Annotated in this window: 13 protein-coding genes; 12 read left to right on the forward strand and 1 reads right to left on the reverse strand. The window is 65.2% G+C overall.

Going from position 1 to position 14,429, the window contains the following annotated elements:
- Nucleotides 1–12: 12 nt before the first annotated feature.
- Nucleotides 13–588: a VOC family protein gene (locus G6N09_RS09850; RefSeq protein ID WP_083026531.1), complete on the forward strand. Its 576-nt coding sequence runs from the start codon at nt 13–15 to the stop codon at nt 586–588.
- On the opposite strand, the gene G6N09_RS09855 is transcribed toward G6N09_RS09850, so the two are convergent.
- On the reverse strand, nt 585–1,613 hold the full coding sequence (locus tag G6N09_RS09855; RefSeq protein WP_163752747.1) for an FUSC family protein: 1,029 nt from the start codon (nt 1,611–1,613) through the stop codon (nt 585–587). The two genes, G6N09_RS09850 and G6N09_RS09855, sit on opposite strands and share 4 nt — an antisense overlap.
- A 162-nt stretch (nt 1,614–1,775) precedes the next feature.
- On the opposite strand from G6N09_RS09855, the gene fdhD reads away from it, so the two are divergent.
- From fdhD to G6N09_RS09910, 11 genes are all read left to right on the forward strand, one after another.
- Nucleotides 1,776–2,600 (forward strand): formate dehydrogenase accessory sulfurtransferase FdhD, encoded by an 825-nt coding sequence (gene fdhD / locus G6N09_RS09860; protein WP_083026590.1) that lies wholly within the window; start codon nt 1,776–1,778, stop codon nt 2,598–2,600.
- Between the two features lie 106 nt (nt 2,601–2,706).
- On the forward strand, nt 2,707–3,084 hold the full coding sequence (locus tag G6N09_RS09865; RefSeq protein WP_083026533.1) for a hypothetical protein: 378 nt from the start codon (nt 2,707–2,709) through the stop codon (nt 3,082–3,084).
- 150 nt (nt 3,085–3,234) lie between these two features.
- The gene (locus G6N09_RS09870) at nt 3,235–3,399 is read left to right on the forward strand and encodes a hypothetical protein (RefSeq protein ID WP_163752750.1); all 165 of its coding nucleotides are present in this window, start codon (nt 3,235–3,237) and stop codon (nt 3,397–3,399) included.
- A 19-nt stretch (nt 3,400–3,418) separates the two neighbouring features.
- Nucleotides 3,419–4,318, forward strand: coding sequence for a class I SAM-dependent methyltransferase (locus G6N09_RS09875; protein WP_083026593.1), 900 nt, complete (start codon nt 3,419–3,421; stop codon nt 4,316–4,318).
- Nucleotides 4,319–4,591: 273 nt separating this feature from the next.
- Nucleotides 4,592–6,424: a type VII secretion AAA-ATPase EccA gene (eccA, locus tag G6N09_RS09880; RefSeq protein WP_083026537.1), complete on the forward strand. Its 1,833-nt coding sequence runs from the start codon at nt 4,592–4,594 to the stop codon at nt 6,422–6,424.
- Entirely contained in the window at nt 6,421–8,034 is a 1,614-nt protein-coding gene (gene eccB, locus G6N09_RS09885; protein WP_163752752.1) for a type VII secretion protein EccB, read from the forward strand. Before eccA ends, eccB begins: the two co-directional genes overlap by 4 nt.
- Entirely contained in the window at nt 8,031–11,993 is a 3,963-nt protein-coding gene (gene eccCa, locus G6N09_RS09890) for a type VII secretion protein EccCa (RefSeq protein ID WP_163752754.1), read from the forward strand. The genes eccB and eccCa overlap by 4 nt, the downstream gene beginning before the upstream one ends.
- 31 nt (nt 11,994–12,024) lie before the next feature.
- Nucleotides 12,025–12,345 carry a PE family protein gene (locus G6N09_RS09895; RefSeq protein WP_083022517.1) on the forward strand — a complete coding sequence of 107 codons (321 nt, stop codon included), beginning with the start codon at nt 12,025–12,027 and terminating at the stop codon, nt 12,343–12,345.
- A gap of 2 nt (nt 12,346–12,347) precedes the next feature.
- Nucleotides 12,348–13,787 (forward strand): PPE family protein, encoded by a 1,440-nt coding sequence (locus G6N09_RS09900; protein WP_407662688.1) that lies wholly within the window; start codon nt 12,348–12,350, stop codon nt 13,785–13,787.
- A 22-nt stretch (nt 13,788–13,809) separates the two neighbouring features.
- The gene (locus G6N09_RS09905; RefSeq protein ID WP_046191360.1) at nt 13,810–14,103 is read left to right on the forward strand and encodes a hypothetical protein; all 294 of its coding nucleotides are present in this window, start codon (nt 13,810–13,812) and stop codon (nt 14,101–14,103) included.
- 14 nt (nt 14,104–14,117) lie between these two features.
- A complete protein-coding gene (locus G6N09_RS09910) occupies nt 14,118–14,405 on the forward strand; it encodes a WXG100 family type VII secretion target (protein ID WP_046191358.1) in 288 nt (95 codons plus the stop codon).
- Nucleotides 14,406–14,429 lie beyond the last annotated feature (24 nt).

The raw sequence follows: 14,429 nt of genomic DNA on the forward strand, positions 1-14,429 counted from the left end.
GGAGTAGCTGCAATGATCAAGCCGCACGGTGTCAACACCGAGTTCGAAATCAGTGGGATCAACCACGTGGCGATGGTGTGCTCGGACATGGAACGCACCGTCGACTTCTATACCAACATCTTGGGCATGCCGTTGATCAAGTCGCTGGACCTGCCCGCGGGCATCGGTCAGCACTTCTTCTTCGACGCCGGCAACGGGGACTGCGTGGCCTTCTTCTGGTTCCGCGACGCCCCTGACCGGGTTCCCGGTATCTCGTCGCCGGCCGCCATACCCGGGATCGGCGAGATCACGAGTGCCGTGAGCACACTCAATCACCTCGCCTTCCATGTGCCGGCGGACAAGTTCGATGCCTACCGCCAGCGACTCAAGGAGAAGGGTGTTCGGGTGGGGCCGGTCCTCAACCACGACGAGTCCGAGTGGCAGGCCAGCCCGACCTTGCATCCCGGCGTCTATGTCCGCTCCTTCTATTTCCAGGACCCCGACGGCATCACCCTGGAATTCGCCTGCTGGACCAAAGAATTCACCGGCGACGAAGCGCACGTCACGCCCAAAACGGCAGCCGATCGCCGGGTTCCGGCCAGCACCTAGCCCGCTCTAGGCGGGATGGCGAGACCGATCAGCAGGTCGAGCTCGTCGACGCAGGTGTGTAGGGCAGCGGCCTGCAGCACTTCGCCCCCGGGCGCCACAAGCTGGTCACGGGCCGCCTGAGCGTGCGACGCAGCGGGAGTCCAGGCTCCGCCGGTCAGGGCGGCGACCGCCGCGGCCAGCTCGTCGATGGCAGTGTCGGTCGGTTCGGTGACGGTTTGGCCGGCCTCGGTCACGACGCGCGCGAGATGAAGGACTGAACCGGCCAGCAGGGACAGTTGAGCGGCTTGTCGATCGGCGACCCGCGTCGCGTCGCGCAAGGACCACCGCAACGGACAGATCTGCGCTACTTGCTCGGCGGTGCCACGGGCTTCGCTCAGGCGGGCCAGCCGGTGGTAGAGCTGCGCGGCCACCGGCTGTAGCCAGTTCGGATCCCCGGATCGGTGATCGAGCTGGCTGAGCAGCACCCGCAGCGTGGCCAGCACCTCGGTACGGGCAGCGCGCAACACCGCCAGCGGATTCTTCGGAAACAGAACCACGCTGAAGATCACCGCGATCCCACCGCCGATCAGGGCATCGAACAGTCGTTCCGCCCCGACACCACCGTGCGGAAACGCCAGCACGAGGATCGCCGAGATCACCGTCTGATTGACGAACATCGGGCGTTGGATGAGGAACCGTCTCCCGACCAACAACGCTGCGCACAGCGAGGCGAAGACAACAACGGCCATCGCGAACGGGCCGGTGCCCAGGAACCTGTGCACGCCGCTGCCCAAACCGATCCCCAAGCCGACGCCGACCATCATCTCGACCGCGAGTTCTGCGCGGACCACGTTGGTCGCCCACATGCACACAGCCGCCGCGATCGGAGCAAAGAACGGGGCAGGGTGCCCGAGTGCATCGCGAGCGAGATACCAGGCAAAGCCCGCGGCCAGTGCGGTCTGCGTGCTGGGCCACACAACGGTCCCGAGCAGGTCCGACCGTCCACGAAACAGACCGCCGCAGGTACGCAATACGGTTCTGGTCATCGTCGTAGAGCCTAGACAACACATCGAGGCGCAGGCCCCGAGATGACGAAAGGGTCCGGGCAAGAAGCTGGACGCCTATCACGGCCGCCATTAGTGTTTCGGGTGCCCGAGTTCGACGTGCTGTGTCCGATAGATGACGACAATCCAGAAGGCCAGGTGACGATGGGACGGGTGACCACCCGCCGTAGTGCCCGTCACCTGCTAGGTGGCCGTGCAGCGGACAGGTCTGAGACGCTGGCCGTGGAGGAGCCGCTGGAGATCAGGCTCAACGGCAGCGCCTTGACGGTTACCATGCGCACCCCGGGCTCCGATATCGAACTCGCACAAGGGTTTCTGCTGACCGAAGGGGTGATCGCCCGACGGGACGACATTGCGACCATCCGGTATTGCCCAGGTGCCGATGCGGACGGAGTGAACAGCTACAACGTTCTCGACGTCGTCTTGTCCCCCGGTGTCCCGCTGCCCGAGATTGACGTCACGCGCAATTTCTACACAACGTCGTCGTGTGGCGTCTGTGGAAAGGCGTCGCTGGAGGCGGTTCGGACGGTCAGTCGACACTGCCCCGGCGACGATCCGGTAACCGTTTCGGCGCAGGCCATCACCGTCATGCCGGGCCGACTCCGTGAGGCGCAGAAGGTGTTTGACAGTACCGGCGGTCTGCATGCGGCAGCACTGTTCGACAAAGATGCCCAGTTACTGGTGGTGCGCGAGGATATCGGCCGGCACAACGCGGTGGACAAGGTAATCGGTTGGGCGGTCGAACATGGCCGGATCCCACTGACCGGCACGGTCCTGTTGGTCAGCGGGCGCGCGTCGTTCGAGCTGACGCAAAAGGCAGTGATGGCCGGGATACCCTTATTGGCAGCGGTTTCCGCGCCATCCTCGCTGGCGGTCGACCTCGCCGCGCAGTCCGGTATGACGCTCATAGCGTTCCTGCGCGGAGAGTCCATGAACGTCTACAGCAGGGCTGACCGGATCATCCACTGAACGTGGAAAACAGGTGCGATGAAGTGGAACTCTGATACATTCCTCGATCACTATGACCCTTTTTCGCAGTCCTTTTCGGCGCCCTACCCGCAACGTTGCCCGCGCGATGGTCATATGGGCCGCCGCGGTCAGCTGCGCCGGGACGGCGTTCGCGGAACCGCCACTGATCAACGGTGTCTTCCAGGGCGCTGACGAAGAGTTCGCCTGGACGATAGCCACCAGCTGTAGCCAGGTCGACTGCAATGGGACCGTGAGCAGCAACCAGGGCTGGACAAGTCCGATGAGGCTGATCAATGGGGAGTGGCACTTCAGCATCACCAAGCCCGACGGTGGGCTTTGCGCGGACGGCAGCTATGTGCCGACCGTGATTGGGGTGATGATCGACCCGGTGTCGCTCGGCGGTGTCGTCACGACCAGTTCCGACGGAGAGTGCCCGGGAAGCACCCTGACCTCTCGGCCGTTCCAGCTGCACCAGCTCGGCTGAGGCCCACCTACCGGCGTCATCGCCCTTGATCGGCCGCGGCGCGCAGGTGCAGCTTCGCATCCATGACAGACCTTCGGTCCTGAAGTCGGCATCCGGGGAACTTCACCGGCGCTGCCTACGACTAATGGAATGGGCGAATGGGGTGTGGTGATGAGTTTGTGGGATGCGCATATGCCGCAGGTGGGCGCGTCGGAGTCGGCGTTCGGTGCTCAGTCCGCGCAGGAGACCGACACGGTGACGGTGAACGCACGCTGTCGGGTCCTGGGCCGTTTCAACAGCGTTTATCCGGCATTTTCCGTGGTCACTCCAGCGTAGGGTCGGTGGAATGCCTCTGATGCGTAGTGAAGGTGACAGCTGGGATATCACCACCAGCGTTGGTTCGACCGCCTTGTTCGTGGCGACCGCCAGAGCGTTGGAGGCCGCCAAGCCTGATCCGCTGGCGGTCGATCCCTACGCCGAGCTGTTCTGCCGGGCGGCCCGCGGGGACTGGGCCGCCGTGCTGGACGGCAACCAGCCCGACCATGAATTGTTGACCAACGATTTCGGTCAGCACTTCGTCAACTTCCAGGGCGCCCGCACCCGCTACTTCGACGACTATCTCCGGGGTGCCGTGGCGGCGGGCATACGTCAGGTAGTGATTCTGGCGTCCGGACTGGACTCGCGGGCCTTCCGGTCGCCCTGGCCGGACGGCACCACGATCTTCGAATTGGACCAGCCGCAGGTGCTCGCCTTCAAGAGCTATGTGCTGTCTCAGCGTGGCATCCGGGCGACTGCCGAACGGCGGGAAGTGGCTGTCGACCTGCGTGAGGACTGGCCCCAGGCGCTGCGCGACGCCGGCTTCGACCCGACCAGGCCCTCGGCGTGGATTGCCGAGGGCCTACTGATCTATCTGCCCGCCGATGCGCAGCAGCTGTTGTTCGCCGGGATCGACGGCTTGGCCGCCCCGGGCAGTCACGTCGCAGTGGAGGACGGTGCCCCGATGCCCGAGGACGACTTTGACGCTGCGGTAGCGGCCGAAGTCGCGGCCGGCGACGACACCCGCAACTTTCATCGGTTGGTCTACAACGAGCAACATGCACCCGCCGACCAGTGGTTCGGGGCTCGGGGATGGGCGGCGGTCGCCACACCGCTGGCCGAGTATCTGCGGCGGCTGGGTCGGCCCGTCCCGGACCCGGCCACCCCAGCCGGTCAGATGGTCGCGCGGAACTCGTTGGTCTCGGCGGTCAAGGAGTAGTTGCGGTCCGCCATCGGTTGGCGAACCGCTGTGGAGGACGAGTTCGCCATGCGGTACCGTGCACATTTAACGAAAATGGTTTTCAATAAGGAGTCGGTGATGGGTTGGGACGGCGTCGGCGCGTCAGTGCGCGATTCGTGGACCCGAAGTCCGCGTTCAGGGGTGACGAATGTCGCCCGGCGAGCGTCTCGATCGATCTCGACAAGTTAGCTTATGCAATGCTAACTTCAGCCGGGTTGGTTCAAGGAAATACAGCAAAGGGGCGAGTCACGCATGAACAACGGTGATGCGGCTGTGCTCACCCCGCAACCCCGGGTGGACGAGGAGACGGTCAGCCGGTTCGCCACCTGCTGTCGGGCCCTCGGTATCGAGGTCTACCAGCGCAAACGGCCCGCCGACCTGGCAGCTGCTCGCACCGGTTTCGTCGCGCTGACGCGGGTCGCCCACGAGCAATGTGACGCGTGGACCGGCCTGGCCGCCGCGGGTGACCAGTCCCCGCGAGTGCTGGCTGCCATCTCGCAGACTGCCGCCAGCTCCGGAGCGTTGCAACGGCGCCTGGAACTCAAGCCGGGAGCTCTGGGTTTCCACTACGACACCGGGCTGTACCTCAAGTTCCGCGCCACCGAAGCCGACGACTTCCACCTGGCCCACGCCGCACAATTGGCGATGGCCGGCCGGTGCGCCGAGGCCAACGCAGTGGTCGCCGAGATCAGCAAGCGCCGTCCCGACTGGAATGACGCTCGCTGGATGGCGATTGCGGTCAACCACCACGCCGGTCGCTGGTCAGAAATGGTCAAGCTGCTGACGCCGATCGTCAACGATCCAGACCGCGACGAGCTGTTCTCGCACGCCGCCAAGATCGCGCTGGGGATCGCCTTGGCCCGGCTGGGTATGTATGCGCCGGCGTTGTCCTACCTCGAGGAGCCGGAGGGCCCGATCGCTGTCGCCGCCACCGATGGCGCGCTGGCAAAGGGTCTTATCTTGCGGGCGCAGGACGATGAAGAGTCCGCGGCGGAGGTGCTGCAGGACCTCTACGCGGCCAATCCGGAGAACGAAGAGGTCCAGCATGCCTTGCTGGACCACAGTTTCGGGATCGTCACGACCACCGCGGCCCGTATCGAAGCCCGCACCGATCCCTGGGACCCCGCGACCGAGCCGACGGCTGAAGACTTCGTCGACCCGTCCGCCCACGAACGCAAGGCTGAGCTTCTGGCCGAGGCCGAGCGGGAACTCGGTGAGTTCATCGGTCTGGCCGAGGTTAAGAACCAGGTGCAGCGCCTCAAGAGCTCGGTGGCCATGGAAGTGGTGCGCAAGCAACACGGGCTTGCCGTCGGTCAGCGCGCGCACCACCTGGTTTTCGCGGGCCCGCCCGGAACCGGTAAGACCACCATCGCCCGCGTGGTGGCCAAGATCTACTGCGGCCTGGGGCTGTTGAAGAAAGAGAACATCAAAGAGGTCCACCGCGCCGACCTGATCGGTCAGCACATCGGGGAGACCGAGGCCAAGACCAACGCGATCATCGACAGCGCGTTGGACGGCGTGCTGTTCCTCGATGAGGCCTACGCCCTGGTGGCCACCGGTGCCAAGAACGACTTCGGCCTGGTCGCCATCGACACGCTGCTGGCGCGGATGGAGAACGACCGGGATCGCCTTGTGGTGATCGTCGCCGGTTACCGGGCCGACCTCGACCGGCTCCTCGACACCAACGAAGGTCTGCGCTCGCGCTTCACCCGCAGCATCGAATTCCCCTCGTACGAGCCGTCGGAGCTGGTGGAGATCGCCTACAAGATGGCCGAGCATCGCGACAGCCGTTTCGAGCCGGACGCCCTCAGTGAGATGCAGACACTGTTCGCGCAACTGGCGGCGGCGTCGAGCCCGGATGCCAATGGTGTTGATCGGCGCAGCCTCGACATCGCCGGTAACGGCCGGTTCGTGCGAAACCTGGTGGAGCGCTCCGAAGAAGAGCGTGAATTCCGGCTTGACCATTCCGAACAGTCCGGCACCGGGCTGTTCACCGATGAGGAGCTCATGACCATCACGACCGACGATGTTCGTAACTCGGTGGCACCGTTGCTGCGCGGCCTGGGCCTGGAGGGCAAGGCATGAGCGAGCAGTTCGATGAAACTGAGGACGGGCGGCGTTCCTTCGCCTCTCGCACTCCGGTGAACGAGAACCCCGACCGGGTGGAGTACCGACGCGGGTTCGTCACCAAGCACCAGGTCAGTGGGTGGCGCTTCGTCATGCGGCGGATCGCTTCCGGAGTGGCGCTGCACGACACCCGGATGCTGGTGGAGCCGCTGCGCTCGCAGACCCGGGCGGTCCTGATGGGTCTCCTGGTGCTCGCCACGGTGGTCGGCGGCTGCTTCGTCTTCACCCTGATCTGGCCCAACAGTGCGGCCAACAACGATCCGGTGCTGGCCGATCGATCGACTTCGGCGTTGTATGTCCGGGTCGGCGATCAGCTGCATCCGGTGCTGAACCTGACCTCCGCGCGACTCATCGCGGGTCGGCCCGTCAACCCGACCACGGTGAAAAGCGCTGCGCTGGACAAGTTCGCCCGCGGCAATCTGATCGGTATTCCCGGCGCCCCGGAACGCATGGTCCAGAGCGGCTCTCGCGACGCCGACTGGACGGCATGCGACTCGGTGACCGGCTCCGCTGCCGGGGTCACGGTGATCGCAGGGCCGTTGGACAACAGTGGTTCTCGCGCCCGCGCGCTCGACCCGGAGCAGGCAGTCCTGGTCGACAACGGTGCCGGCGCATGGCTGCTGTGGAACGGCAAGCGCAGCCGGATCGACCTGGCCGACCACGCCATCACCGGTGCCCTGGGACTCGGCGACCGGGGTTCGGCGGTTCCCACCCCACGCCCGATCGCCACCGGACTGTTCAATGCGATCCCGGAGGCGCCCGCTCTGGTGGCGCCGGTGATCCCCGGCGCCGGCGACAAGCCGTCGTTCGACTTGCGCGTTGCCGCGCCGGTCGGTGCCGTGGTGGCCGCGCATTCTCTGGAGGGGCAGTCCGACAGCGTGCTGCGTTACTACGCGGTGCTTGAGGATGGGCTACAGCCGATTTCGGGTGTGTTGGCGGCGGTGTTGCGTAATTCGGATTCGCAGGGGTTGGATCGGCCGCCGGTGTTGGGTGCTGATGATGTTGCGCGGTTGCCGGTGTCGGGGTTGTTGGATGTGTCGCGTTTTCCGGAGCGTCCGGTGCGTGTGGTGGATGTGGTGTCGGCTCCGGTGACGTGTGCGCAGTGGGTTAGGGCTGTGGGGGCGTCGACGAGTTCGTTGGTGTTGTTGTCGGGTTCGGTGTTGCCGTTGCGTGAGGGTGTGGCGACGTTGGATTTGGTGGGTGCTGGTGTGGGTGGGACTGCTGCTCGGGTGGCGTTGCCTGCAGGTTCGGGGTATTTCGTGCAGAGCGTTAATGGTGATCCGGCAGCGGATCCGGTTGCAGGTCCGTTGTTTTGGGTTTCTGACACGGGTGTGCGTTATGGCATTGACACTGAGGGCGGCACCACTGGTGGTGAGGGTGACACGGTGTCGGCGTTGGGTTTGAGTGAGCCTGCGGTGCCGATTCCGTGGTCGGTGTTGTCGCAGTTTGCGGTGGGGCCGTCGTTGTCGCGGTCGGATGCGTTGTTGGCTCATGACGGTTTGGCGCCGGATGCGCGGCCGGGTCGTCGGGTGTCAGCGGTTGGTTCTAGCGGGGGAGAGACCCGATGAGTCGTTTGATTTTTGAGGCACGTCGTCGGTTGCCGGTCCCGCCGGTGGATCGGGGTGCGATCACTGTGGAGCCGCCGCCGGAGTTGCCGCGGTTGGTTGCGGCGTCATTTTTGCAGCGGGCGTTGCCGGTGGTGATCGTGTTGTTGATCGTGGGCATGGTGATTGCCATGTTCGCCACGGGTATGCGGTTGATCTCGCCGGTGATGCTGTTCTTCCCGTTCGCGTTGTTGGTGGCGGCTGCGGGTATTTATCGGGGTGGGGACAAGAAGTCCCGCACTGTTGAGGTGGATGCTGAGCGGGCGGACTATCTGCGGTATTTGTCGGTGGTCCGCGACAACATTCGGGGTTCGGCGGCGAAGCAGCGGGCGGCAGCGGAGTGGTCGCATCCGGATCCGGTGGATTTGGTGGCGGTGCCGGGTTCGCGTCGGCAGTGGGAACGCGATCCCCACGATGAGGACTTCCTGGTGGTGCGCACGGGCCGCCATGTCGTGGGGTTGGCTAGTGCGGTGCGGGTGGCTGATACCGCTGATGAGATTGATTTGGAGCCGGTGTCTCACAGTGCTCTGCGCAGTTTGTTGGATACCCAGCGCACGGTGCGTGATGTGCCGGTGGGCTTGGATGTGGCGTCGGTGTCGCGGGTGACGGTGCTTGGTGAGGGTGAGCAGGCCGGCGATGAGGTGCGTGCGGCGGTGCGGGCGTGGCTTGCTCAGGCGGTGTGCTGGCATGACCCGACGATGTTGGGGGTGGCGTTGGCGTCGCCGGAGTTGGAATCTCCGGCGTGGTCGTGGTTGAAGTGGTTGCCGCACACTGATATTGCGGGTGCGGTTGATGGTGTGGGCCCGGCCCGGTATTTGGCGGCCAGTGGTGAGCAGTTGGTGGGATTGTTGGCGCCGGTGTTGGCGACACGTCCACCGTTTACCGGTGAGCCTGCTGATGCGGTGCGGCACTTGTTGGTGATTGTTGATGACCCGAATTTTGATGTGGCGGCCTCGGTGTTGGGTGCCGGTCGTGCTGGGGTGACGGTCATTGTGGTGGGCGGTGCCAGTGCTCCGCATCGTGAGCAGTACCCCGACCCGGAGCGTCCGATCTTGCGGGTGACTGCGGGTGGGGAGGCGATTGATCGCTGGCAGACCGGTGGTTGGGTGCGGTTTGTGGATGCCGCTGACAGTGTGAGTGTTGCTGATGTGGGGCATTTGGGCCGGCGGTTGTCACGCTGGGATTCCAATCCCACTCATGCCGGGTTGCGGTCGGCGGGCACTCGGGGTGCGACGTTCACCACGTTGTTGGGCATTGCTGATGCCTCGCAGTTGGATGTGCCGGCGTTGTGGTCCCCCCGTAGTCGTGAGGACGAGCTGCGGGTGCCGATTGGGGTGACCGCGACCGGGGAGCCGTTGTACTTCGACCTCAAGGATGAGGCCGAGGGTGGGATGGGTCCGCACGGCTTGATGATCGGTATGACCGGTTCGGGTAAGTCGCAGACGTTGATGTCGATCCTGTTGTCGTTGCTGACGACGCATTCGGCGGATCGGTTGATCGTGATCTACGCCGACTTCAAGGGTGAGGCCGGCGCGGACATCTTCCGGCATTTCCCGCAGGTCGTTGCGGTGATCTCGAACATGGCCGAGAAGAAGTCCCTAGCCGATCGGTTCGCGGACACGTTGCGTGGTGAGGTCGCCCGCCGGGAGTTGTTGCTGCGGGAGGCGGGCCGCCGGGTTCAGGGCAGTGCGTTTAACTCGGTGACTGAGTATGAGGCGGCGATCGCGGCCGGTCATGATCTGGCGCCGATCCCGACCCTGTTCATCGTTGCTGATGAGTTCACGTTGATGTTGGCCGATCATCCCGAGTACGCCGAGTTGTTCGACTACGTCGCCCGTAAGGGCCGTTCCTTCCGGATCCATATCTTGTTCGCGTCGCAGACGTTGGATGTCGGCAAGATCAAAGACATCGACAAGAACACGTCGTATCGGATCGGGTTGAAGGTCGCCTCGGCGAGCGTGTCGCGTCAGATCATCGGTGTCGAGGACGCCTATCACATCGAATCGGGTAAAGAACATAAAGGTGAGGGCTTTTTGGTGCCGGCCCCGGGGGCGGCGCCGATCAAGTTCCGTTCCACCTATGTCGATGGGATCTATGACCCGCCACGGCGATCGCGGGCGGTGGTGATCAATGCGCTACCGGAACCGAAACTGTTCACCGCGGGGGTCGTCGACTCCGGGCAGGACACCACGATCGTGGACGCTGAGGAGTTCATCGAGGTGGCGCCGCGCAAGTTGATCGCCACCATCGGGGATCAGCTGGCCGGGTATGGGCCCCAGGCGCCACCGTTGTGGTTGCCGCCGTTGGAGGAGCCGATCCCGTTGGCGGCGACCCTGGCCACCGCGGGGATCTCCGAGCGGGCGTTGCGGTGGCCGTTGGGGCAGATCGACAAGCCCTTCGACATGCGTCGTGACCCACTGGTCTTTGATGCCCGCTCCGCCTCGGGCAACCTGCTCATCCATGGCAGCCCCAAGTCGGGTAAGACCACCGCCTTGCAAACGTTCATCCTCTCGGCCGCAGCACTGCATTCCCCGCGGGAAGTCAGCTTCTACTGCGTGGATTACGGGGGCGGGCAGCTGCGGGCCCTCGACGGGCTGGCTCATGTGGGCAGTGTGGCCTCAGGGCTGGAACCGGACAAGATCCGCCGCACGTTCGGGGAACTCGAGCAGTTGTTGACCGCACGTCAGCAACGTGAAGCGTTCCGCGACGGCAGTATCGGTGCCTTCAACGACGGCTACGGTGAAGTGTTCCTGATCATCGACAACCTCTATGGATTCAGCCGCGACAACACCGATGCCTTCAACACCCGCAACCCGTTGCTGGCCAAGGTCACTGAACTGGTCAATGTGGGGCTGGCCTACGGCATCCATGTCGTGGTCACCACCCCCAGCTGGCTGGAAGTGCCGTTGGCGATGCGTGACGGTTTGGGCCTGCGCCTGGAACTGAAACTCCATGATGCCCGCGACTCCAACGTGCGTGTTGCCGGCGCGTTGACCCGCCCAGCTGAAGCCGTGCCGGCCAACCAGCCCGGTCGCGGTCTGACCATGGCCGCCGAGCATTTCTTGATCGCCCAACCCGACCTCGAGCAGATCGCTGCGATCAACGCCCGCCACCCCGGCTTGGCTGCACCCCCGGTGCGGTTGCTGCCGACCAACCTGGCACCCGAAGAACTCGGAACCCTCTACCCCGCACCAGAACATGTGGTGATCGGGGTGCGCGAAGAGGACCTGGCACCCGTGCAGGTCGACTTCACCACCAACCCCCTGCTGTTGGTGCTCGGTGACACCAAGTCAGGCAAGACCAGCCTGCTGCGGCACCTCATCCGCACCGTGCGCGAAAACAACACGGCTGAGCAGGTCGCGTTCACCGTCATCGACCGGCGCCTGCACCTCGTCGATGAGCCCCTCTATCCCGACAATGAGTACACCGCCAACGTTGACCGGGTCATCCCCGCGATGCTGGGCCTATCAGCGTTGATCGGCTCCAGACGCCCCCCGGCGGGCTTGTCTGCGACCGATCTGGCGGCCTGGAGCTATGAGGGCCACACCCACTACCTGATCATCGACGACGTTGATGCGATCCCCGACACCCCAGCGCTGTCTGGGCCCTACGCCGGGCAACGTCCCTGGACCACCCTCATCGAACTGCTCTCCCAAGCAACCGATCTGGGACTACGCGTCATCGTCACCGGCCGCGCCACCGGCTCCGGCCACGCACTGATGACCAACCCCCTCCTCAGACGCCTCAACGACCTACAAGCCACCACCCTGATGCTCTCCGGCAATCCCGCCGACAGCGGCAAAATCCGCGGCCAACGCTTCGCCCGCCTCCCCGCAGGCCGCGCAATCCTCCTAGCCGACAACGACGAACCCACCTACCTACAACTCGTCAACCCCCAATTCAGCCAAAGCCTCACCGGCTGATGCGGATCGCAGTGTGGAAGGAGAATCTGTCATGACGCTCAACGTGGTTCCGGAAGGCCTCGCTGCCGCCAGTGCAGCGGTCGAGGCTTTGACCGCCCGTCTGGCCGCCGCGCAGGCCAGCGCCGCCCCGCTCATCACCGCGGTGGTGCCGCCGGCGATCGACCCGGTCTCGCTGCAGACCGCTGCGGGTTTCAGTGCGCAGGGCAGCGAGCACGCCGCGGTGGCGGCTCAGGGTGCCGCCGAGCTGGGCCGCGCCGGTGTGGGTGTCGGTGAGTCCGGGATCAACTACGCCGCTGGCGATGCAGCGGGAGCGGCCACCTATTTCGGCGGCCTTCGGGGCAGCGCCGGCTGATGATTTCCGCCCCGGTCTGGATCGCCTCCCCACCGGAGGTGCATTCAGCATTGCTGAGCAGCGGCCCTGGAACGGGTCCGTTGTTGTCGGCTGCCGGGGCATGGAACTCACTGAGCGCCGAGTATGCCTCGGCGGCAGACGAACTCACCGCGGTACTCGGTGCGGTGCAGAGCGGCGCCTGGCAGGGGCCCAGTGCCGAGACGTATCTGGCCGCGCACGCTCCGTATCTGGCCTGGTTGGGTCAGGCCAGTGCGGACAGTGCCGGGGTTGCCGCGCAGCACGAGGTGGCCGCCACGGCCTACACGACTGCGCTGGCGTCAATGCCGACCCTGGCCGAGCTGTCAGCCAATCATGTGACGCACGGGGCGCTGGTCGCCACCAACTTCTTCGGCATCAACACGATCCCGATCGCGCTCAACGAAGCCGACTACGCCCGGATGTGGCTCCAGGCGGCCGCCACCATGACCAGCTACCACGCGGTATCCGGTGTGGCATTGGCGTCGGCGCCGCGGACGGCGGAAGCACCGCCGGTCATCAAGTCGTCCTCCGCCCTACCCGCCGAAGACACCTCGCCGGGCAGCGGGAATTTCTGGACTGATCTATGGAACCAGTTGGTGCAGCTCTTCGAAGACCCGATGGCGACTATTCGGGCCATCATGGCCAACCCGGCGGCCTGGTTCCCGCTGTTGTTCTTCCTCGCCTATGAGGCGTTCTTCATTCCGTTCGGTTTCACCTTCTGGGGCGTAATGCTGGGCGCCGCCATCATGGCGCCGATCGTGCTCGGCGTGGGCCTGGGCCTACTGGCCGACTTCTTAGGCGGTGACTGGACCAGCGACGCCGCGAAGCCGAAACCCGCACCGGTCGCGGCGTCACCGGACCGGCCGATCGTCGCGGTGGCCGGTTTCGGACCGGGCGTCGGTGCACCCGGTGCCGCTGGTGTCCCGGCGGCGCCGCCCACCTCGGCGGCGGCACCGCCCGCCCCGGCCGCTGGTTCGATCGGCTTCGGGTATCTGGTCAGCGGCGCCGATCCGGGCACCGGGCTGGGACCCACTCTTACCGACCGCAACAAGGCGAAGGCGACGGCGTCACGGGTGCCTGCCGCCGCAGCGGTCGTCAGCAGCTCTGCGAGGGAGAGGTCCCGGGCGCGACGGCGACGGCGGGCCGTTCTGCACGACCACGCGGACGAATTCATGGATATGAATTCCGGTCCCGGCGAAGAAGCTCCCTCAGCGACCCCGTCCATGGCCGGTTCGCAGCGTGGCGCCGGGACTCTCGGATTCACCGGGACGGTGGGTCGCGAGGCCCGCAGCGGGGCTGCCGGCCTGGCCACCTTGACCGGTGACGGGTTCGGTAGCGGTCCGAATATGCCGATGTTGCCCGACACCTGGGGCGATAGGGAAATTGACGGCTCCGCTGGGGAGCCCGAATCGGAACAGAAGTAGATAACACGAAAGGGGTGTGGTGATGAGTCTGTTGGATGCACATATTCCGCAGTTGGTGGCGTCGGAGTCGGCGTTTGGTGCCAAGGCGGCGTTGATGCGCTCGACGATGGCGCAGGCGGAGCAGGCTGCGATGTCGGCGCAGGCGTTTCACATGGGTGAGGCGGCCGCAGCGTTTCAGGGGTCGCATGCGCGGTTCGTGGCGATGGCGGCACGGGTGAATGCGTTGCTGGACATGGCGCAGGTGAACTTGGCGGATGCGGGTTCGACCTACGTCGCCGCCGACGCCGCAGCGGCTTCCGGTTACACCGGCGTTTAGAGAGGAATCTTCTGATGTCTCAGATTGTCTACAACTACCCGGCGATGTTGGCTCATGCCGCGGAGATGAACGGGTATGCGGGCACCTTGCAGGCGGTGGGTGCCGATATCGCCAGTGAGCAGGCGGCGTTGCACGCGGCGTGGCAGGGCGACACCGGGATGACGTATCAGGCCTGGCAGGTGCAGTGGAACCAGGCGATGGAGGAGTTGGTTCTGGCGTACCGCGCGATGGCGTCGACGCACGAGACCAACACGTTGATGATGAGCGCACGCGACACCGCCGAAGCAGCTAAGTGGGGCTGACGCCAATGATCGGCTCGATGAGGG

It is taken from the genome of Mycolicibacter minnesotensis, from assembly GCF_010731755.1.
GTDB lineage: Bacteria > Actinomycetota > Actinomycetes > Mycobacteriales > Mycobacteriaceae > Mycobacterium > Mycobacterium minnesotense.

Coding starts and splice junctions, on each gene's coding strand:
- eccA (WP_083026537.1), top strand. CDS start 4,592: ATGAACAACGGTGATGCGGCTGTGCTCACCCCGCAACCCCGGGTGGAC.
- G6N09_RS09870 (WP_163752750.1), top strand. CDS start 3,235: ATGAGTTTGTGGGATGCGCATATGCCGCAGGTGGGCGCGTCGGAGTCG.
- G6N09_RS09895 (WP_083022517.1), top strand. CDS start 12,025: ATGACGCTCAACGTGGTTCCGGAAGGCCTCGCTGCCGCCAGTGCAGCG.
- eccB (WP_163752752.1), top strand. CDS start 6,421: ATGAGCGAGCAGTTCGATGAAACTGAGGACGGGCGGCGTTCCTTCGCC.
- G6N09_RS09905 (WP_046191360.1), top strand. CDS start 13,810: ATGAGTCTGTTGGATGCACATATTCCGCAGTTGGTGGCGTCGGAGTCG.
- G6N09_RS09865 (WP_083026533.1), top strand. CDS start 2,707: ATGGTCATATGGGCCGCCGCGGTCAGCTGCGCCGGGACGGCGTTCGCG.
- G6N09_RS09850 (WP_083026531.1), top strand. CDS start 13: ATGATCAAGCCGCACGGTGTCAACACCGAGTTCGAAATCAGTGGGATC.
- G6N09_RS09910 (WP_046191358.1), top strand. CDS start 14,118: ATGTCTCAGATTGTCTACAACTACCCGGCGATGTTGGCTCATGCCGCG.
- eccCa (WP_163752754.1), top strand. CDS start 8,031: ATGAGTCGTTTGATTTTTGAGGCACGTCGTCGGTTGCCGGTCCCGCCG.
- G6N09_RS09855 (WP_163752747.1), bottom strand. CDS start 1,613: ATGACCAGAACCGTATTGCGTACCTGCGGCGGTCTGTTTCGTGGACGG.
- G6N09_RS09875 (WP_083026593.1), top strand. CDS start 3,419: ATGCGTAGTGAAGGTGACAGCTGGGATATCACCACCAGCGTTGGTTCG.
- fdhD (WP_083026590.1), top strand. CDS start 1,776: ATGGGACGGGTGACCACCCGCCGTAGTGCCCGTCACCTGCTAGGTGGC.